At 73.5% G+C, this 17,484-nt stretch carries 20 protein-coding genes; 9 read left to right on the forward strand and 11 right to left on the reverse strand.

Features of this window, described 5'->3' with window-relative positions; translation table 11 throughout:
- The first annotated feature begins 1 nt into the window (after position 1).
- Both LZG04_RS09660 and LZG04_RS09665 read left to right on the forward strand, forming a co-directional pair.
- A complete protein-coding gene (locus LZG04_RS09660; protein ID WP_233815430.1) occupies positions 2 to 397 on the forward strand; it encodes a hypothetical protein in 396 nt (131 codons plus the stop codon).
- 360 nt (positions 398 to 757) lie between these two features.
- On the forward strand, positions 758 to 1,348 hold the full coding sequence (locus tag LZG04_RS09665; protein ID WP_233815432.1) for an isochorismatase family protein: 591 nt from the start codon (positions 758 to 760) through the stop codon (positions 1,346 to 1,348).
- Here LZG04_RS09665 and LZG04_RS09670 read toward each other — a convergent pair.
- From LZG04_RS09670 to LZG04_RS09680, 3 genes are all read right to left on the reverse strand, one after another.
- The gene (locus LZG04_RS09670) at positions 1,338 to 2,087 is read right to left on the reverse strand and encodes a glycoside hydrolase (RefSeq protein ID WP_233815435.1); all 750 of its coding nucleotides are present in this window, start codon (positions 2,085 to 2,087) and stop codon (positions 1,338 to 1,340) included. The two genes, LZG04_RS09665 and LZG04_RS09670, sit on opposite strands and share 11 nt — an antisense overlap.
- 120 nt (positions 2,088 to 2,207) lie before the next feature.
- Positions 2,208 to 2,573: a multidrug efflux SMR transporter gene (locus LZG04_RS09675; RefSeq protein WP_233815437.1), complete on the reverse strand. Its 366-nt coding sequence runs from the start codon at positions 2,571 to 2,573 to the stop codon at positions 2,208 to 2,210.
- A 65-nt stretch (positions 2,574 to 2,638) separates the two neighbouring features.
- Positions 2,639 to 2,959, reverse strand: a complete 321-nt coding sequence (locus LZG04_RS09680; protein ID WP_233815439.1) for a multidrug efflux SMR transporter — start codon at positions 2,957 to 2,959, stop codon at positions 2,639 to 2,641.
- Between the two features lie 124 nt (positions 2,960 to 3,083).
- On the opposite strand from LZG04_RS09680, the gene LZG04_RS09685 reads away from it, so the two are divergent.
- Complete coding sequence (locus LZG04_RS09685) at positions 3,084 to 3,461, forward strand: MerR family transcriptional regulator (RefSeq protein WP_233815441.1); 378 nt, start codon at positions 3,084 to 3,086, stop codon at positions 3,459 to 3,461.
- A gap of 12 nt (positions 3,462 to 3,473) precedes the next feature.
- Here LZG04_RS09685 and LZG04_RS09690 read toward each other — a convergent pair whose 3' ends face one another.
- Positions 3,474 to 4,856 carry an FAD-binding oxidoreductase gene (locus tag LZG04_RS09690; protein WP_233815443.1) on the reverse strand — a complete coding sequence of 461 codons (1,383 nt, stop codon included), beginning with the start codon at positions 4,854 to 4,856 and terminating at the stop codon, positions 3,474 to 3,476.
- Between the two features lie 66 nt (positions 4,857 to 4,922).
- Entirely contained in the window at positions 4,923 to 5,504 is a 582-nt protein-coding gene (locus tag LZG04_RS09695) for a TetR/AcrR family transcriptional regulator (RefSeq protein WP_233815445.1), read from the reverse strand.
- Between the two features lie 79 nt (positions 5,505 to 5,583).
- Here LZG04_RS09695 and LZG04_RS09700 point away from each other — a divergent pair, with 79 nt between their 5' ends.
- Positions 5,584 to 6,765 carry a YbfB/YjiJ family MFS transporter gene (locus LZG04_RS09700; protein ID WP_233815448.1) on the forward strand — a complete coding sequence of 394 codons (1,182 nt, stop codon included), beginning with the start codon at positions 5,584 to 5,586 and terminating at the stop codon, positions 6,763 to 6,765.
- On the opposite strand, the gene LZG04_RS09705 is transcribed toward LZG04_RS09700, so the two are convergent.
- Positions 6,677 to 7,621 (reverse strand): YafY family protein, encoded by a 945-nt coding sequence (locus LZG04_RS09705; RefSeq protein WP_233815450.1) that lies wholly within the window; start codon positions 7,619 to 7,621, stop codon positions 6,677 to 6,679. The two genes, LZG04_RS09700 and LZG04_RS09705, sit on opposite strands and share 89 nt — an antisense overlap.
- A 153-nt stretch (positions 7,622 to 7,774) precedes the next feature.
- Between LZG04_RS09705 and LZG04_RS42405 the strand changes: the two genes are divergently transcribed.
- A complete protein-coding gene (locus LZG04_RS42405) occupies positions 7,775 to 8,923 on the forward strand; it encodes an acyl-CoA dehydrogenase family protein (protein WP_233815452.1) in 1,149 nt (382 codons plus the stop codon).
- Here LZG04_RS42405 and LZG04_RS09715 read toward each other — a convergent pair.
- Positions 8,907 to 9,845, reverse strand: a complete 939-nt coding sequence (locus LZG04_RS09715; protein WP_233815455.1) for an NAD(P)-dependent alcohol dehydrogenase — start codon at positions 9,843 to 9,845, stop codon at positions 8,907 to 8,909. The genes LZG04_RS42405 and LZG04_RS09715 overlap by 17 nt on opposite strands.
- A 91-nt stretch (positions 9,846 to 9,936) precedes the next feature.
- On the opposite strand from LZG04_RS09715, the gene LZG04_RS09720 reads away from it, so the two are divergent.
- The gene (locus LZG04_RS09720; protein ID WP_233815457.1) at positions 9,937 to 10,554 is read left to right on the forward strand and encodes a TetR/AcrR family transcriptional regulator; all 618 of its coding nucleotides are present in this window, start codon (positions 9,937 to 9,939) and stop codon (positions 10,552 to 10,554) included.
- On the opposite strand, the gene LZG04_RS09725 is transcribed toward LZG04_RS09720, so the two are convergent.
- From LZG04_RS09725 to LZG04_RS09735, 3 genes are all read right to left on the reverse strand, one after another.
- Positions 10,551 to 11,369, reverse strand: a complete 819-nt coding sequence (locus LZG04_RS09725) for a siderophore-interacting protein (protein WP_233815459.1) — start codon at positions 11,367 to 11,369, stop codon at positions 10,551 to 10,553. The genes LZG04_RS09720 and LZG04_RS09725 overlap by 4 nt on opposite strands.
- 134 nt (positions 11,370 to 11,503) lie before the next feature.
- Positions 11,504 to 12,595 (reverse strand): hypothetical protein, encoded by a 1,092-nt coding sequence (locus tag LZG04_RS09730; RefSeq protein ID WP_233815462.1) that lies wholly within the window; start codon positions 12,593 to 12,595, stop codon positions 11,504 to 11,506.
- A gap of 220 nt (positions 12,596 to 12,815) precedes the next feature.
- Positions 12,816 to 14,507, reverse strand: a complete 1,692-nt coding sequence (locus tag LZG04_RS09735; protein WP_233815464.1) for a PLP-dependent aminotransferase family protein — start codon at positions 14,505 to 14,507, stop codon at positions 12,816 to 12,818.
- 53 nt (positions 14,508 to 14,560) lie between these two features.
- Between LZG04_RS09735 and LZG04_RS09740 the strand changes: the two genes are divergently transcribed.
- The 3 genes from LZG04_RS09740 to LZG04_RS09750 all read left to right on the forward strand — a co-directional run bounded on the left by LZG04_RS09740 (position 14,561) and on the right by LZG04_RS09750 (position 16,751).
- Positions 14,561 to 15,160: a LysE family translocator gene (locus tag LZG04_RS09740; RefSeq protein WP_233815466.1), complete on the forward strand. Its 600-nt coding sequence runs from the start codon at positions 14,561 to 14,563 to the stop codon at positions 15,158 to 15,160.
- Positions 15,161 to 15,252: 92 nt separating this feature from the next.
- Positions 15,253 to 15,873 carry an L-threonylcarbamoyladenylate synthase gene (locus tag LZG04_RS09745; RefSeq protein WP_233815468.1) on the forward strand — a complete coding sequence of 207 codons (621 nt, stop codon included), beginning with the start codon at positions 15,253 to 15,255 and terminating at the stop codon, positions 15,871 to 15,873.
- A 101-nt stretch (positions 15,874 to 15,974) separates the two neighbouring features.
- The gene (locus tag LZG04_RS09750) at positions 15,975 to 16,751 is read left to right on the forward strand and encodes a hypothetical protein (RefSeq protein WP_233815470.1); all 777 of its coding nucleotides are present in this window, start codon (positions 15,975 to 15,977) and stop codon (positions 16,749 to 16,751) included.
- A gap of 114 nt (positions 16,752 to 16,865) precedes the next feature.
- Here LZG04_RS09750 and LZG04_RS09755 read toward each other — a convergent pair whose 3' ends face one another.
- Positions 16,866 to 17,300 (reverse strand): hypothetical protein, encoded by a 435-nt coding sequence (locus tag LZG04_RS09755; RefSeq protein ID WP_233815472.1) that lies wholly within the window; start codon positions 17,298 to 17,300, stop codon positions 16,866 to 16,868.
- Positions 17,301 to 17,484 lie beyond the last annotated feature (184 nt).

Raw genomic sequence — 17,484 nt, forward strand, 5'->3', positions numbered from 1 at the left:
GGTGAGCACCGCGCTGACGGCGTTGAGCGCCTCGACGCCGGTGTGCGAGCCGCGGGCGATCCCGGCGGCGAGCAGGTCGGCCGCGCGGACGTACCGGCCGACGGGCTGGCGGCGCACCAACTCCTCGAGGTCCTCGTCCGCTTCGCCGCCGCCCTCGGTGCGCAGGGAGGACGACCTCAGCGCCGCCGACCACGTCTCGGTCGGCATGGCGGTGTACCGGGTCTGGCGCGCGGACCTGAGCACCTCCCGCATCCTCAGCGAGGTCACGAAGGCGTCGACGTCGGGCACGCGCAGGGTGGCCTGCCGCAGCGCTCCCGCCGCGTTCTCGGCCAGGCACAGCGCGGAGACGGTCTCGTCCCGGCACGGGACCACGTCCGGAGGCGCGGACGGCGAGTAGGACGGCACGTCCTCCGGCGGATCTGTTCGCGTGGAACGGACTTCGACCGACCGACCCCGAACCGCGCAAACAGCGACCTGACCGCTTTCAAGATCGACTTTGTTCGACCCGACGGGCGTTGATCAGGGCTTTTGCCGTCGGTCGGCCGGAGCCGCACTACTGCGGCCGTCCGCGCGGACCCGAACGGCCGCACGCGGGTCGATTCCCGCCCACGCCCACCACCTGGGCTATTCCCACCCAGGATCGCCCCCACGGGGCCGACGCAGCCCGTGGTGACACGAATGGGTGAACTTGCCCCACGGCGGATCACGTGCTGTAGCAGTGGGTTTCGCCCGCTGGTCGCCGATAGGCTGTGGGGGCATGAGCGCGGCACTGCTGATCGTCGACGTGCAGGAGATGCTGGTCCCGCTCGTCTGGCGGGGCGAGGAGCTGGCCGACCGCATCGCCGCGTTGGCGCGGCGAGCCCGGCGGCACGGTGCGCCGGTGGTCGCGTTGCGACAGGTCGGACCCGCCGGCACGCCGTTCGACCCCGAGGAGCCGGGGACGCGGATCAGCGCCCGCCTCGGCCTCGGACCGACCGACCTGGTGGTGGCCAAGACGGCGACGGACGCGTTCTACCGCACCGACCTCGCCGCGCTGCTCGCCGAACGGGACGTGGACACCGTCGTGCTGACCGGGCTGGCCACGGACTACTGCGTGGACGCCACGGCGCGGTCGGCGTTGAGCCACGGGTTGGACGTCGTGCTGGTCGCCGACGGGCACTCCCCCGCCGCCGACGGCGACCCCGCGGCGGGCCTGACCGCCGAGCAGGTCGTCGACCGGCACAACCGGCTGCTGAGCACGGCGATCCACCCGGGCGGGACGCTGCGGCTCGTGGCGGCGGAGGAGGTCGTATTCGAGCGGGCCGGTCCGGGCCACCGCCCGGACCGGTCCACCGGGGTCAGCCGCTGACGGAGGCCGAGAAGTTGTTGACCGCCAGGCCGACGCCGCCGTTCCACGGCTCGAAACCGGCTTGGATGCTGGTCAGGTACCAGGACGTGGTGATCGCGCCGCGGTTGCGGACGTCGTTGATGAAGTCCAGCACGTTGAACGACCACGACGAGATGGGCGACGGCGCGACGTAGGAGATCACGTTGTTGGAGCCGTTGCTGCCGCGCCAGACCTGCCAGCTGCGGCCGCCGATGGTCGTGTTGCCGACGGCGCTGCCGATCGGCTGGATCGAGCCCTGGCGGTTGAACCAGATCATGATCTCCATCTGGTTGACGCCGTTGGTCTTGGGCGACGGGTCGAGCCAGATGTCGTAGGAGGCGTTGTACGTGCCGCCCACGTAGGAGTAGCTGATCGAGGACGACGCGCTGCGGATCCGGCTGACCTGCATCGGCAGGTTGCTGCCCGGCGAGCAGTTGGAGTAGTGGCAGCCGAGGTACACCGACGGGTACGACAGCGGCGCGCCGTTGGTCGGCGCGGAGCCCTGCTGCTGGGTGATGCGGAAACCGGTGGAGGTGACGTTGATGCACTGGGTGGCCGACGTGCCCCAGCGGTTGTTCTGGACCACGTAGCGGCCCTGGATGGTGGTCGATCCGTACTGGTCGCAGATCGTCGTGTCGGCCTGGGCCGGCCCGGCTGCGGCGACGACCGCGGAGGCGGCCATCAGCCCGGCGAGCACGAGGGCGCGGATGGTGCTTCGCATGGAACTCCTTCCGAAGGGTCCACGACGGCGGGGATCTCCTGGGAGCGCTCCCAGGGTAACCCGGAACCCCGCCCGCCGCATACGTCGGACAGGTGACGGCGGCGGGCGGAACGGTGGCGGTCAGCGCTCGGGCCGGTCGGAGAGCTTCAGCCAGACGACGCCCGCGATGATCACGGCGAGCCAGCACGCCCGGACCGCGGTGAGCGACTCGTCGAAGAGCACGGGTCCGAGCAGCGCGGCCCCGACGGCCCCGATCCCCGCCCAGGTCGCGTAGCCGATGCCCACGTCGATGGTGCGCAGGGCGACGCTGAGCGCGAACAGCGTCAGCAGGAAGAACACGCCCGCGACCAACGACCAGGACAGCACGGTGAAGCCCTGACTGCCCCCGACGGCGAGGGCGTAGCCGACCTCGAACGCCCCGGCGAGCAGCAGGACGAGCCAGGCTCGCGCGCGGCGGGTGGCGGCGGTGGTGGCGGTGGCGGACATGCGACTTCCTCGCTCGGGGACGGTTCCGACGGGACGGTGGGTTGCGGGGCGGGTGTCCTGGCGCATCACGCCGCTCCGCTGAGCTGGAGGCCGACGACACCGGCGACGACGACCGCGATCCCGAGCAGCTTGCGCCAGTCGAGCCGCTGTCCGAACAGGACGACGCCGAGGACGACGATCCCGACGGCCGCGACCGAGGTCCAGATCGCGTAGCCGACGCCGACGTCGAAGGTCAGCAGCGCCAGGCTGAGCAGGTAGGTGGCGATGCCGCCGCTGACGAGCGTGGCCGCGGTCCAGGCGGGCCTGGTGAAGCCCTGGGCCATGCCCGCGCAGACGGCTACGGTGATCTCGAAGACGACGGCGATGCCGAGGTAGAGCCAGTGCATGGTGTGTTCTCCGTCGAGGTGTGGTGCGCGCGGCCCCTGGTGGGCGCCGCCCCTCGATGGTGAAACTTCACACCGGTGTCAACTGCAAGGATGGACGGCGGCGGACGAGCGCGGAGGAGGTCGCATGCGCATCGGTGAGCTGGCCGACGCCAGCGGCGTGAGCACCCGGTCCCTGCGGTACTACGAGGAGCTCGGGCTCATCCGCTCGGAGCGCACCGCCGGCGGGTGGCGCGACTTCGACCCCTCCACCGTCGAGCGGGTGGTGCTGATCCAGCACCTGTTCGCCGCGGGTCTGCGCAGCACCACCATCAACGAGCTGCTGCCGTGCCTGGAAGCGCCGCCCGAGGAGCGCACCGGCGTGATGGAGCGGTTGCTCGCCGAGGAGGTCGAGCGGCTGGAGGCCAAGCGGCGCGACCTCGACCGCGAGCTCGACACCCTGCGGGCGTTGCGCGACGAGACGGCGGTGCCCGCGACGGCCCGGCAGCCGCGGGCCGCGTCCTGACCCGGTGACCGCTCAGGCGAGCCCTTGCGGGAACGCCAGGACGCGGTCCGGGTCGTAGCGTCGGGCGACGCGGCGCAGGCGCGGGAGGTTGCGCCCGTAGTAGGCGGTCGGCCAGTCGGGCATGTCGGGGTCGATGTAGTTGACGTAACCGGTGCCGTGGCCGATCGCGTCACGCAGGGCGGCCAGGAGGCGGCGGGCCTCGGCCTCGCTGACGCCGACCACGTCGACGTAGGCCTGGGCGCTGGCGATGGCGTGGCGGTGCGGGAAAGCGGTCGCGTCCGGCCGCACCCTGGCGATCGCGCCGCCGAACGTGTCGAACTGGGCCCGCCCGGTCCGCGCGCCGTCCAGCAGCGCCACCACCCCGGCCGGGTCGATCGGCCGGTGCAGCATCCGGGAGGACGCCACGAACGGCGAGCCGTCGTCCGGTTGGCACGCGGGCAGGCAGCCCGCGAAGAACCGCATGGCGCTGCCGTAGTCCATCGGCAGGACGGTGCGGCCGCTGGGCGCGACCTTGGCCGCGAACCGGGCGAGGTGGCGGGCCAGCTCCCGCTCGGACCCGAGCCAGCTGCCGACGACGCCGGACCCCGGTGGGCTGCCCGCACGCACGTTGCACGCGCTCCACAGGGCGTCCGGGGTGTCGGGCATCCACTCCTGCCACGCGCCCAGCACGTCCGCCGCCGCGCCCGCCGGGAACTCCAGCAGGAACGCGGTCACGTCCCGCGCGGGCGCGGTGTCGAAGGTGAACGACGTGACGACGCCGAAGTTGCCGCCACCGCCGCCGCGCAGCGCCCAGAACAGGTCGGGCTCGGTGTGCGCGTCGACGCGGCGCGGCCCGCCGCCCGGCGGCACGATCCGCGCCGCGCGCAGGTGCTCGCACGTCAGCCCGTACTCGCGGCCCACCACGCTGATCCCGCCGCCCAGCGCGAGGCCGCCGATGCCGACCGTGGGGCACGACCCGGCGGGCAGCAACCGGCCCGCGCGCGCCAGCTCGTCGTACAGGTCGATCATCCGCACGCCCGCGCCGACCTCGACCCGGCCGCGGTGGTCGACCCGGATCGCGCCCAGGCCGGCCAGGTCGATCACGAGGCCGTGCTCGGGCACGGAGTAGCCGGCGTAGCTGTGCCCGCCGCTGCGCGCGGCGACCGGCATCCGTTCCCGCGCGGCGAAGTCGAGGCACCGGGCGACGTCGGACTCGTCGGCGCACAACGCGACGGCGGCGGGCCTGCGGTGCGCGTAGACCGTGTTGTACGGCCGGCGCACGGTGTCGTAGACGTCGTCGCCGGGCAGGACCAGCCTGCCGGTGAGCACGCGGCGCAACCGGTCCCAGTCGCGTTCGCCCGCGCCCAGCGCGACGAGTCCGGTGGCCTGGATGAAGGTTCTGCGACCGAAGTCCATGAGCACTACCCCCGTGCCATGGTCCCGCCGCCGGCCGCCGCGCCACTCCGCCGAACGGGTTCGGTGTCAGGACGCGGCGGCGAGCAGGGTGAGCGCGGCGCGCAGGGCGTGGTCGCCCGCGTCGGCCGGGCCGTGGTGCGTGGCCACCACGGTCGCGCCCTCGACCAGCATGAGCAGTTGCCGGCCCAGCAGCCGGGGATCGGCGGCGCCGGCGCGTTCGGCGATGCCGGTGAGCGTGTCGAGGTAGCGGTCCAGGTGGCGGGCGGTGAGGGCGCGCACGGGTTCGACGTGGTGCTGGGCGGCGGCGTTGAGCATGGCGCAGCCGCGGAACCGGGGCTCGTCGTAGGTCTGCTGGAAGACGGCGAACACGGCGGCGAGCTGGTCGGCGGGCTCGGGTCCGGCGGCGGCGACGGCCTCGGCCAGCGAGCGCGTGACCCGGTCGCTCCGGGCCTCCAGCACGGCCCGCACCAGGCCGTCCTTGGTGCCGAAGTGCCGGTACAGCGTCTCCTTGGAGATGCCGAGGCGGGCGCACAGCTCGGCGACGCCGATGCCGTCGAGCCCGCGTTCGTACAGCACCGGCGTGGCCGCGTCGAGGATCGCGGCACGGGTGCGGTCGGGGTCGATCGTGGAGCCCTTGGCGACCGGCATGACGTGGATGGTACCGATCGGTTCGATCGACTGTTAGCGTGCGAGATCGTACCGATCGGTTCGATCCGCGGGGGCACCCATGTGGCAGGCGGCACGGCTCGCGCTCGGCACGGCGTCCGCACTGGGGCTGTCCCGGTTCGCCTACGGGCTGCTCGTGCCCGCCATGCGCGACGACCTGCACTGGACGTTGGCCGAAGCGGGCGCGATGAGCACCGCCAACGGGCTCGGCTACCTCGTCGGCGCGCTGGTGACCGCGTCCGCCGTGCGCCGCTGGGGCGTCGCGGTCGCGTTCCGCGCGGGCATGGCCCTCACCGCCGTCACGCTCGCCGCCACCGCGATCAGCGACGACTTCGCCGTGCTGCTGGCCCTGCGCGCGGCGGCCGGCGTCGTGGGCGCGGTGGTGTTCGTCTCCGGCGGGGTGATCGCCTCGCGGCTCGCGCACCGGGTCGGGTCGGGCACGCCGATCACGGTCTACTTCGCGGGCGCGGGGCTGGGCATCGTGTTCGGCGGCGTGACGATCCCCCTGCTGGGTCACGACTGGCGGGTCGCGTGGCTGGTGCTGGGCGTCGCGGCGGGGCTGGCGACGCCGGCCTGCTGGACCGCCGCCCACGCGGACGACGACCCGCCCACCGCCACGGCCGGGCGGGCGCGGGTGCGGGCGCTGTGGCGCGCGGCGGCGGCCTACCTGCTGTTCGCGCTCGGCTACATCACCTACATCACCTTCCTGTCGGCCTACCTGGCCGACCGGGACGCGTCGACCGGGCAGGTGGTGCTGACGTGGGTGGCGCTGGGGCTGGGCGTCCTGGTCGCGCCCGCGCTGTGGAGCCGGCCGATCGGCGCCTGGCCCGGCACCCGCGCGCTGGCCGCGGTGCTGGTCGTGCTGGGCGCCGGGGCCGGGCTGGCGCTGGTGGCCCCGGCGCCGGCGGTCGTCGTCGCCTCCGCGATCGTCTACGGTGCGACGTTCATGGGCGTGCCCGCCGCGATCACGGCGCTCATCCGGGCCGGTGTCCCGGCCGCGGACTGGACCGCGACGCTGGCCGCGTTCACCACGGTGTTCGCCGCCGGCCAGACCGCCGGACCGTGGCTGGCGGGGATGGTGGCCGACCGCACCTCGACCGACGCCACCGTGGCGTGGACGGCGGTCCTGTGCGTGGCGGCGGCGCTGCTCGTGGTCAGGGTCGGCCCACCGCGGCGGCCAGGCGCGCCGCGACCGCCGCGACGGCGGCCCGCAGCTCCGGCCCGCCCTCGACCCGGAAGCTGAACGGCACGGTCGCCAGCCACTCCTGCGCGTACATGGCCGGGTTGCCGGTGCTGCCGACGAGCACGCACCCGTCGCCCAGCGGTTCCAGGCGGCCCATCGGCGGCCGGATCCACGGCGCGACCCGCTCCGCCGGCGCGTGGAACACCACGCGGGTCGGGAACTCCCAGCCGGTGCCCAGGTGCTCCTCCACCGCTTTCACCGGGTCGAGGCCGGCGGGCGGTTCGAAGCCGTGCGGGGTCTGCCGCACCGACCGGACCCGGTCGACGCGGTAGGTGCGGATCGCGTTCGACCGGTGCGAGTGGCACAGCAGGTACCAGCGGCCGTGCCGGACCACGACCGCCCACGGGTCGACCTCGGACTCCCACTCCCGGCCGGAGTCGCCGCGGTAGGCGATCACCGCGCGGCGACGGGCCGCGACGGCGGCGACGAGCGCGCTGGTGGTGGCGGGGTCCGGTCGGGCCGCGTTGCGGTCGGGCGCGGCCGACGCGTGCTCCCGCAGCGCCGCCGCCTGCCTGCCGACGTTCTCCGGCAGCGCCCGGATGACCTTGCCCAGGGCGGCGTCCACGACGTCGTCGGCCTGGCTGTCCAGCACCGCCATGACCAGGCTCAGCGCCTCCGGCTCGGTGAACACGACCGGCGGCAGCCGCGTGCCGCGCCCGAGCCGGTAGCCGCCGTAGGGGCCCCGGGCCGATTCGACCGGGATGCCCGCGTCGCGCAGGATCCCGACGTACCGGCGCACGGCGCGTTCGGTGACGCCCAGCCCCGCGGCGAGCTCACCGGCCGTGACGCCGGGGCGTGCCTGGAGGATCTCCATGGCCCGCAGTGCCCGGGCGGTGGGGCTCAGTTCGGTCGGCACACCCGGACCTTAGCCGGTGCCGTTGAGCAGCCGTCCCGTCGTCGCGCGCGGGGTTCACCCGCCACCGCCACGCGAATGGACGTGCCGTGCCGGGCACCGCGAGTGGGACGATCGATCACTCACCGTAGTCATCGAGCACCGGGGAGTTCCGTGGTGGAGTCCGAGGTCTTGCACGCGATCGAAGCACTCGCGCCCCGACTGCGGGACGCGGCGGCACAGGCGGACGAGGAGCGGCAGCTCGCCGACGACACCGTCGCGGCGCTGCGGGACGCGGGCACGTTCCGCGTCGCCCGGCCCGCGCGGTTCGGCGGCGAGGACGCGTCGATCCGCACCCACGTGGAGGTGTCGACGGCGGTGGCCGCGATCGACGGCGGCGCGGGCTGGTGCACGGCGCTGTGGAACGGCAGCAGCTGGATCACCTCCCTGTACCCGGAGCAGGCTCAGGAGGAGGTGTGGGGCGCGGAGCCCGACGCCCTGGTCAGCGGCACGCTGAAACCCGCGGGCACGGCCGAGCGCGTGCCCGGCGGGTACCGGGTCACCAACGGCGCGTGGTCGTACGCCACCGGCATCGGGCACGCGTCGTGGGGGCTCGCGGCGGTCGAGCTGGACGGCGGCCCGGCGTGGCTGCTGCTGCCGCGAGCGGAGTTCGAGGTCGTAGACGAGTGGCACGTGGCCGGGATGAAGTCGACCGGCAGCAACCGGTTCGTGGTCCGCGACGCGTTCGTGCCCGACCACCGGGTGCTGTGGCTGGACCGGATGGTGGCGGGCGACAACGTCACCTCGGCCACCGCCGCGACTTACCGCGCCGCGTTCGTGCCCTCGCTCGTCACGATGATCACCGGGCCGCTGCTGGGGCTGGGCCGGGCGGCGCTGGCGCACGTGGTCGACGCCGCCGTGAGCAAGGGCATCGCGTACACCGGCTTCGACCGGCAACGCGACTCGGCCGCGTTCCAGCTCCTGGTCGCGGAGGCCGCCGCCGCCATCGACAGCGCCGAGCTGCTCGCCCACCGCGCCGCGGACCTGCTCGACCGGCACGCCGCCGAGGCCACCTACCCGTCCGACCTGCTGCGCGCCCGGTGCCGCGCGGACGCCTCGGTGGCCACCCGGCACGTGACCCGTGCGCTGGAATCGCTGCTGTACGCGCACGGTTCGCGCGGCTTCGCCGACTCCAGCCCGTTGCAGCGGATCTGGCGCGACGCGAACGTGGCCGCCCGGCACGGGATGCTGCTCCCCCAGGTCAACCTGGAGCTCTACGGCGCGGCCCTGGTGGGCGCGGAGAACACGGTCAGCCCGTTGCTGTGATCACGTCGATCACGTGCTTGCCGCGCACGCCGCCGGCCTCCAGCGCGCGGTGCGCCTCGGCGACCCGGGAGAGCGGGTGGACGGTGTCGACCACGGGCCGGATCGCGCCGCTCTCGACCAGCGCGGTGAGGTCGGCGAACAGGGCGGTCTTGGGGTTGCCGCTGAAGAAGCGCACGCGGCGCGGGCCGAACACCGCGGACGCGAGGAGGTAGCCGAGGTCGGCGGCCGAGCGGAAGGCGATGCCGACCATGCGGCCGCCGGGCCCGAGCAGGCGGCGGTACGCGCCGGGCGTGCTGCCGTAGGTGTCCAGCACGACGTCGTACCGGCCGAGGCCCGCCGGGTCGGTGCGGTAGTCGACCACCTCGTCCGCGCCCAGCTCGCGGACGAAGTCGAACGCGCGCCCGCTCGTCAACGCGGTGACGTGCGCGCCATAGGCCTTGCCGAGCTGGACGGCGACGCTGCCCACGCCGCCGCTCGCGCCCCGCACCAGCAGCCGTTCACCGGGGCGCAGCCGTGCCTTGTCGCGCAGGGCGGTGATGGCGGTCGTGCCGACGCCCGGCAGCGCGGCGGCCCGCACCAGGTCGAGGCCGGCGGGGCTGGGCGCGAGTTGGCGCGGGTCGACGGCGACGTACTCGGCGGCGCTGCCGAACCGCCCGCGCGGCAGCCCGCCCCACACGGGCGTGCCGGGCGCGAAGCCGGGCCCGGACACGACCTCGCCCGCGAAGTCGATGCCCACCCGCTTGGGGAACCGCGGACCCAGCAGGAGCTTGACCCGGCCGGACCGGCCCATGACCTCACCGCCGTTGACGCTGGCCGCGTGCACCCGCACCAGCACGTGCCCCGGCGGGACCTCCGGCTCGGCCACCTCGCCCTCGTACAAGACCTCCGGCGGCCCGTACCTGTCGAACAGCGCTGCGCGCATCCCTCACCCCTGCCTAAGTGGAAGCTGCCCTCCACTTCGACGCTAGCACGGTAACCGGAACGGGCCTTCCACTTGAGCTAAAGTGAGAGACGTGCCCGGAGGAACGACTCGGTTGCGCCTGGACGCGCGGCAGAACCGCGACCGCATCCTCGCCTCGGCGCGGGAGGCGTTCGCCGCCGACGGGCTCGACGTGTCGATGACCGAGATCGCCCGCCGCGCCGGGGTGGGCGTGGCCACCCTCTACCGCCGCTTCCCCACCAAGGACGCGCTGGTCAAGGAGGTGTTCGCCGAGCAGTTGGCGGCCTGCACCGGCGAGGTGCACCGGGCGGCGGAGGATCCCGACCCGTGGCGCGGCTTCTGCCGCGTGGTGGCGAAGCTGTGCGAGATGCAGGCCCGGGACCGGGGGTTCAGCGCGGCGTTCCTGACCGCGTTCCCCGACGTCGTGCCGGTGGACGAGGTGCGTGCCGCGGCCGAGGAGGCGTTCGCCGGCGTGGTCGCGCGGGCGAAGGAGGCGGGCGCGCTGCGACCGGACTTCGCCACCGACGACCTGACCCTCGTGCTGATGGCCAACAACGGCCTGGTCACCGACTCGGTGGACGCGGCGGTGGCCGCCTCGCGCCGCCTGGTCGCCTACTTCCTGCAGGCGTTCCGGGCCCGCGACCCGCTGCCACCGCCGGTCCGCCTCGGCGTGCGCGACGCGCTCGGCTAACCCTGCTCCCGCTCGACCTGCCGGTTCCACTCGCCCTTGGACGACTGCCAGCCGTCCTCGTCCGCGCCCAGCCGCCAGTAGCCGGAGATCGACATCTGCTCGCGCGGCACGCCCCGCTCCAGCTTCAGGTGCCCGCGCAGCTCCTTGACCATGTTCGCCTCGCCGTGCACGAAGACCTGGACCACGCCCTCGGGGAACGCCAACGCCCGCACCGCGTCCACCACGCGCCGGCCGCGCGGCCCGCCGCCGCGGTGCAGCCACCTCAGGTCCACCCGGCCCGCCGACCGCACCGGCTGCTCGTCCTCCGGCCCGTCGACCTCGACGAACACCTCGGCCCGCGCACCCTCGGGCAACGCCTCCAGCGCCGCCGCGATGGCGGGCCACGCGCTCTCGTCACCGGCCATCAGGTGCCAGGCGACGTCCGGGTCCGGCGCGTACCCGCCGCCGGGGCCGGCGAAGTGCAGCACGTCACCCGGCTGGGCCTTCGCGGCCCACGGACCGGCCACACCGGAGTCGCCGTGCGTGACGAAGTCGATCCACAGCTCGCCCGCCTCGGCGTCCCACTTGCGCACGGTGTACGTGCGGGTGCGCGGCCACTGCGCCCGCGGCATCGTGGCGCGGATCTCGGCCGGGTCGAACGGCTCGGGGTAGAGCACGTCGTCCAACGGGAAGGCGAGCTTGACGTAGCTGTCGGTGTAGGGGCCGACGGCGAAGTCGGCGAGCCCCTCGCCACCGAGCACCACGCGGATCATCTGCGGCGCGATCCGCTCGGTGCGCACCACGCGCCCGCTCCTGCCACGGGACCGTTCGGCCATGTCGGGTACTCCTCGGTGATTCCAACGGCGCAACCACCGCTCACCGTACGTGCCGCCGCGCCGTGACCCGCCCCGGCCGTCGGCGACGTCACGTCCGGGCGGTGGGACGTCGGCACGTCCCACCGCCCGAGCCGTCAGCGCACGCTCCACTCCCGGGCGAGGCCCGCGGCCAGCCCGAGGTTCGCCGCGGCGGCCTCCTCGCTGCGCCTCCCGTACCCGCACGCGGCGGCGACCCCGGCCGGCGGCCTGCCCAGCGCCTCCGCGACCAGCCGCAGCCCCTCGCGGGTCTCCTCCGGGTGGTCCTCGGCCACCACGCCCGCGATCACCTCCACCCCGTCGCGCAGCCGGCGCAGCGCCTCGTAGAACGCCGGGTCGGTGGGCGGCGGGCTGTCACCGCTCGTCACGGGCAGGTGCACGGTCGGCATCGGCGCGCCCCGCTCGGCCATCACGTCGGCCAGGCCGTTGAGGAACAGCACCGGCGGCTCCAGGTCGGTCGGGGTGAACACCGGCACGTGCTCGAGGTCGCCGTAGCACAGGTGCAGCACCCAGCGGGTGAGCGGCGCGGCGGCCAGGACGCCCGCCACCTGGCGGGTCAGGTCGGCCGTCAACGCCGGCCAGGCCTGCCGCGGGGTGAGGTGGTAGGCCACCAGCACGGCGGGCGTCTCCAGTTGCAGTTGCAGCCGGTCACCCCACCGGGCCACCAGCTCGGTGACCTCGTGCACCACCGCGGTCTGCATGGTGGGCAGCCACTGGCGGGCCGCGTCCATCGAGCCGAAGGCGAACACGGACAGGTCGAGGGCGTTGGGGATGCCCACCTGCACGCGCGGCGCGTCACCGGTCCGGGGCAGGGGCAGCCGGTCCAGCGCGGCGAACGCCGCCTCCGCCTGCTCGACGCGGGAGAGGCCGACCTCCTCCGCGCACAGGCGTTGACCGGGCCGGACGCGGTAGTACGGCATGTCGTCGTAGCCGCGGCTCTCCCCGCCGCGCACCTGTTCGAGCGACGGCACGGTGGACAGGTGGTGGGTGAGCCAGTCGATGATCCACCGCGGGTCGCGGTCGGACGGCAGGGCGGTCAGGTGGGCGTCGCCCCGGTGCCGGAGGAACCAGCCCATCGCGGTCGCGGGGTCGTCGCACAGGGGGCGCGGGAGCGAGCCGACGAGGTGGACGGGCAAGGGGTGGCGGTCGTGGTCACGAGCGTGCGTCTGCGTGGGTGCGTGTGCGGTCATGAGTGGTGTTCTACTTTCGGGGCAAGAGCGTGAAGTGCCCGGGAGTGCCGCAGGATCTCCGCGCCCGACTTCCCGGCGTCGCACCCATCGTGACGGGCGTGCCCCGACCACGTCCACTTAGGATGATCAACAAAATCCGACCGTGCACATCATCCACGCGATAGTGTGACCTCCTCGCGCGGCAACGGTCTTCTCCGTGATCAATAAACGAGAACGACAATCATGACTGCCGGAGCGCGTCCGCGATGACGGCCACGCCCTCGGCGACGTCGGTGGGCGAGCTCGCGCCGTAGCCCAGCACCAGCCCGGGGCGGCCGGGTTCCTGCGCGTGCCACGACAGTGGTTGCGCTTTCACACCCCGCTCGAGGGCCGCGGCGGCGAGGTCGACGTCGGAAACGCTGTCATCGAACGTGATCAGCAGGTGCAGCCCGGCGGCCGCACCGTGCACGACCGCGCCGGGCAGGTGACGTGCGATGGCCTGGACCATGGTGTCGCGCCTGCGGCGGTGGCGTCGGCGGACGAACCTCAGGTGCCGTTCCAGCTCACCGGACCCCATCAGTTCGGCCAGGACCAGTTGCGGCAGCACGGCGTTGCCCAGATCGGCGTAGCGCTTCGCTTCGACCACACGGTCGTGGTACGCGCTCGGCGCGATCAGCCACCCGACCCGCAGGGCCGGAGCGAGCACTTTGGACACGCTGCCCGCGTAGCAGACGCGTTCGGGGAGCATGGCGCGCAGGGCGGGCACGGGCGGCCTGTCGTAACGGTGTTCGGCGTCGTAGTCGTCCTCGATGACCAGGCCACCCGCGTCGGCCCACCGCATCAGCTCCCGCCGCCGGCCGCCGCTGAGCACCACCCCGGTCGGGAACTGGTGCGCCGGCGTCACCAGCACCGCAGCCGCTCCCCCGGCCCGCAACGCGTCCACCCGGACACCTTCGCCGTCCACCGGGACGGGTGGCGTGCCGAGATCCCAGTTGCGCAGGTGCTGCCGCGCCCCGAGCGACCCCGGATCCTCCACCGCGACCTCCGTGACGCCGTCCCGGCGCAGGACCTGGGCGAGCAACCCGAGCGCCTGCGCGACCCCGGCGACGATCACCACCTCGTCCGGCTCGACCAGCACACCCCGGTACCGCGCCAACCACCCCGCCACCGCCCGCCGCAGCGCCGGCGTGCCACGGGGGTCGCCGTACCCGAAGTCCACGGAGGACAACGTGCTGAGCACCGCTCGTTCCGCCCGGAGCCACGCCGCACGCGGGAACGCCGCCACGTCGGGCACCCCGGGCGACAGGTCGATCCGCGCGGGCGCGGCTCGCAGGGCATCGAACGCACCAGCCCCGAGCGGCCGCGCGAAAAGCCGCCCGAACCCGCCACCGGATCGCCCACCCGACAACCCGGCGGAACCCCTTGTGCCGCCCGACGAGCCCGCACCCGTCGACCCACCACCCGTACGCCGCGCACCGCCCACCAACCCGGCCATCCCCGGCGCGCCGCCCGATCCCCCACCAACACCCGACAACCCGGCAGCAGCCCGTGCACCGCCCGCTCCCCCACCGGCGGCACCCCGCGCGCCACCCGACCGATCCCCCACCACCTCACCCGCGAGCGGTGTCACCGCGTGCGGGGCGGCGACCACCACCGTGCCCGCGCGGCCCCGGCCGGTGACGTGACCGTCCTCCGCGAGCCGTTGGTACGCCTCGGTCACCACGCCCCGCGACACCCGCAACTCGGCCGCCAGCACGCGGGTCGGGGGCAGGCGGCTGCCGACCGGCAACCGCCCGTCCGCGATCGCCTCCCGCAGCCGGCCGGTCAACCAGTCGGCCCGACCACCCGCCGGGGCCTCGCCGACGTCGAGCTGGAGGAAGTCCGACCCGGCCGTTGTGGACCTCTCGACCGACCCGGGTTTGGACCTGTTCACGGGACCAGTCTGGCACCGAGGGTGGACCCCATGACCACCACGGGACGGACCCGGTGACCGTCGAGTTCCTGCTGACGTCGCTCGTCATCGTCGCCACGCCCGGCACCGGCGTGCTCTACACGACCGCCGCCGGCCTCACCGGTGGCGTGCGCGCCGCCGCCATCGCCGCCCTCGGCTGCACGTTGGGCATCGTCCCGCACGTGCTCGCCGCGCTCACCGGCCTCGCCGCGCTGCTGCACGCGAGCACCCCCGCGTTCCAAGTGCTCAAGTACCTCGGCGTCGCCTACCTCTTCCACCTGGCCTGGACCACGATCCGGGACAAGGCCGCGCTCGCCGTCGACCCGGGCGCACCGCACCGCGCACCGGCGCGCGTGGTGGCGTCCGGGATCATGGTGAACCTGCTCAACCCGAAGCTCACGATCTTCTTCTTCGCCTTCCTGCCCCAGTTCGCGCGCCCGGACGACACCGTCACGAGCATGGTCGAGCTGAGCGCGGTGTTCATGGCGCTCACGTTCGCGGTCTTCGTGGGCTACGGCTGGTTCGCCTCCGCCGTCCGCGACCACGTCGTCGAACGGCCCGCCGTCCAGACGTGGATCCGGCGCGGGTTCGCGGGCGCGTTCGTCGCGTTGGGAACGATGCTCGCGTTCACCTGAACCGGCGGCGGACCCGAGCGTTCAACTCGGGGATCCTGAACGTAGGACACGCGCGTTCTGAACGTAGGACACGCGGGTATTAGGCTCCCCGCATGGCGAGGTACTTCGACGTGCACCCGGTCAACCCGCAGCGCAGGTCCATCGACCAGGCGGTGGAGCTGATCAAGTCGGACGGCCTGATCGCCTATCCGACCGACTCCTGCTACGCGCTGGGCTGCCGGCTCGGCAACAAGGCGGGGTTGGACCGGATCCGGCAGATCCGGCACCTGGACGACCGGCACCACTTCACCCTCATGTGCCGCGACTTCGCCCAGCTGGGGCAGTTCGTGCACGTGGACAACGCGGTCTTCCGGGCCATCAAGGCGGCGACGCCGAGCAGCTACACGTTCATCCTCCCGGCCACCACCGAGGTGCCCCGTCGGTTGATGCACCCGAAGAAGAAGACGGTGGGCGCGCGCATCCCGGACCACCCGGTCGCGCAGGCGCTGTTGGCGCAGCTCGGCGAGCCCCTGTTGTCCAGCACGCTGTTGCTGCCCGACCAGGAGGAGCCCCTGGTGCACGGCTGGGACATCAAGGAGCGGCTGGACCACGTGGTCGACGCGGTGCTGGACGCGGGTGACTGCGGCACCGAGCCGACGACCGTCGTGGACTTCTCGCAGGGCGAGCCGGAGATCGTCCGGCACGGCGCGGGCGACCCGGCCCGCTTCGAGTAGGACCCGCGAACGGATCACCGGTGTTGCGCCGCTCAGAGGTATGGGAGCGTTCCCAGAGCCGATAGCTTCCTGCTGCCCCCTCAGCGCAGAAGGAGCTACCCGTGCGGAAACGGTTGTCCACGGCGGTCCTCGCCGCCCTGCTGTCGGTCGTCGCCCTCCCGGTCGCGGATGCCGCCGGCCCGAGCCCAGATCACCGGCTGAAGACCTGCGCCCGCGCCGGTCTGCTGTTCTGCGAGGACTTCCAGCAGGTGCCCACCGGCGCGGGCACCAGCCTGAAGTGGGGTGTGGACACCCGCAACGGCTCGCTGGAGGTGGAACGCGACCGGCACGGCCAGAAGGTGCTGCACGTGCGGACCGAGGGCAACGGCCGGGCGTTCCTCAAGGTGGACGACTTCGCCGCGCCGGGCAACAGCTTCTACGGCCGGGTCCGGGTGCGCGTCGAGGCGTTCCCGGACGCGCCGGACTGGGCCCACTACACGTTGGTCGAGGCCACCGGCGACGGCCCCGAGGTCGTGCGCCCGCTGGGCGGCCAGTACGTGCCCACGCTGGACAAGGCCCTGTGGGGCGTCGGCGCGGACGGCGGCCCGACCGGCGACTGGACGAACTGGCGCGAGTCCGCGCCGTCCAAGGCGGGCGTTTGGCAGTGCGTGGAGTGGCGGATGGACGCCTCGGACAACCGGATCACGCTGTGGTTCGACGGCGTGCCCAACCCCGACCTGACCGTCTCGACCCGCGAGCACGGCGGCAACCCGGTCGACTTCCTGTTCCCGAAGTTCGACACGGTGAAGCTGGGCTGGCAGCTCTACCAGCCCAACGGCGGCAGCTACGACATCTGGCTGGACGACATCGCGCTGGGCGCGCAGCGCATCGGCTGCTAGCCAGGCGGCCCGGACGGGTCTTCCGGCCTCGCGGGCACCACCCGTCACCGGAAGACCCGTCCCACGGCCCCAGACCCTCACGGGCCCTCACGGCCGCCCGGGATCAGCGATCCGTCAGCAGCGCCGGAGGTCGGGATGCGGCTGACCGTTCCCGCCTCCCTTGATGTAAACCACGTTCACCCACGTGCCCACGTTCCCGCTGTCGTCGTCGGTCAAGGCCCACCAGGTGTTCCAGTACCTGCCCACCGTCACCTTCTTGTCCGTGTTCTTCTGGCAGTAGAAGTACTCCCGCTGGTCATTCAGCCATCCCCAACGGTTGTTGGCATCGGGCAGGCAGTAAGTGGGCGCGGGCCTCTTCCACAGCTCCAGCGTCTTCCTCGGGTACGGGCGGTTCTGCACGCAGACGCGGTTGACCCGGTCGGCGGAGTCGGCGGAGATGCCGGAGTCGGCAGGGGCGGCGGACGGAGCCGCGGCACTGACGCCGGTCACCATCATGCCCGCGGCCATCACGGCGGCCCCGATGGTGAGGATCCTGCGGAACTTGAGCATGTGCGGTCCTTTCTCGTGATCGGCTCCGACCGCCTCGCCTCGGCGAGCCACCGGGAGTGGAACGCGGTCGGAGTTCCCGCCGAACAGTGCACGCGCCCGACACCGGAATGGAAGAACAAATCGGTGTTCTCACCCGGTCCGGAGCACCGAATACCGGAACGGCGACACTCGTCGGCACACCACG

The sequence above is a fragment of the Saccharothrix sp. S26 genome, assembly GCF_021390395.1.
In the GTDB taxonomy this organism is placed as follows: Bacteria; Actinomycetota; Actinomycetes; order Mycobacteriales; family Pseudonocardiaceae; genus Actinosynnema.

What these genes read in the sequence shown, in the direction of transcription:
- LZG04_RS09665 (WP_233815432.1), top strand. Translation starts at nt 758, where the DNA reads ATGAGCGCGGCACTGCTGATCGTCGACGTGCAGGAGATGCTGGTCCCG.
- LZG04_RS09670 (WP_233815435.1), bottom strand. Translation starts at nt 2,087, where the DNA reads ATGCGAAGCACCATCCGCGCCCTCGTGCTCGCCGGGCTGATGGCCGCC.
- LZG04_RS09675 (WP_233815437.1), bottom strand. Translation starts at nt 2,573, where the DNA reads ATGTCCGCCACCGCCACCACCGCCGCCACCCGCCGCGCGCGAGCCTGG.
- LZG04_RS09680 (WP_233815439.1), bottom strand. Translation starts at nt 2,959, where the DNA reads ATGCACTGGCTCTACCTCGGCATCGCCGTCGTCTTCGAGATCACCGTA.
- LZG04_RS09685 (WP_233815441.1), top strand. Translation starts at nt 3,084, where the DNA reads ATGCGCATCGGTGAGCTGGCCGACGCCAGCGGCGTGAGCACCCGGTCC.
- LZG04_RS09690 (WP_233815443.1), bottom strand. Translation starts at nt 4,856, where the DNA reads ATGGACTTCGGTCGCAGAACCTTCATCCAGGCCACCGGACTCGTCGCG.
- LZG04_RS09695 (WP_233815445.1), bottom strand. Translation starts at nt 5,504, where the DNA reads ATGCCGGTCGCCAAGGGCTCCACGATCGACCCCGACCGCACCCGTGCC.
- LZG04_RS09700 (WP_233815448.1), top strand. Translation starts at nt 5,584, where the DNA reads ATGTGGCAGGCGGCACGGCTCGCGCTCGGCACGGCGTCCGCACTGGGG.
- LZG04_RS09715 (WP_233815455.1), bottom strand. Translation starts at nt 9,845, where the DNA reads ATGCGCGCAGCGCTGTTCGACAGGTACGGGCCGCCGGAGGTCTTGTAC.
- LZG04_RS09725 (WP_233815459.1), bottom strand. Translation starts at nt 11,369, where the DNA reads ATGGCCGAACGGTCCCGTGGCAGGAGCGGGCGCGTGGTGCGCACCGAG.
- LZG04_RS09730 (WP_233815462.1), bottom strand. Translation starts at nt 12,595, where the DNA reads ATGACCGCACACGCACCCACGCAGACGCACGCTCGTGACCACGACCGC.
- LZG04_RS09745 (WP_233815468.1), top strand. Translation starts at nt 15,253, where the DNA reads ATGGCGAGGTACTTCGACGTGCACCCGGTCAACCCGCAGCGCAGGTCC.
- LZG04_RS09755 (WP_233815472.1), bottom strand. Translation starts at nt 17,300, where the DNA reads ATGCTCAAGTTCCGCAGGATCCTCACCATCGGGGCCGCCGTGATGGCC.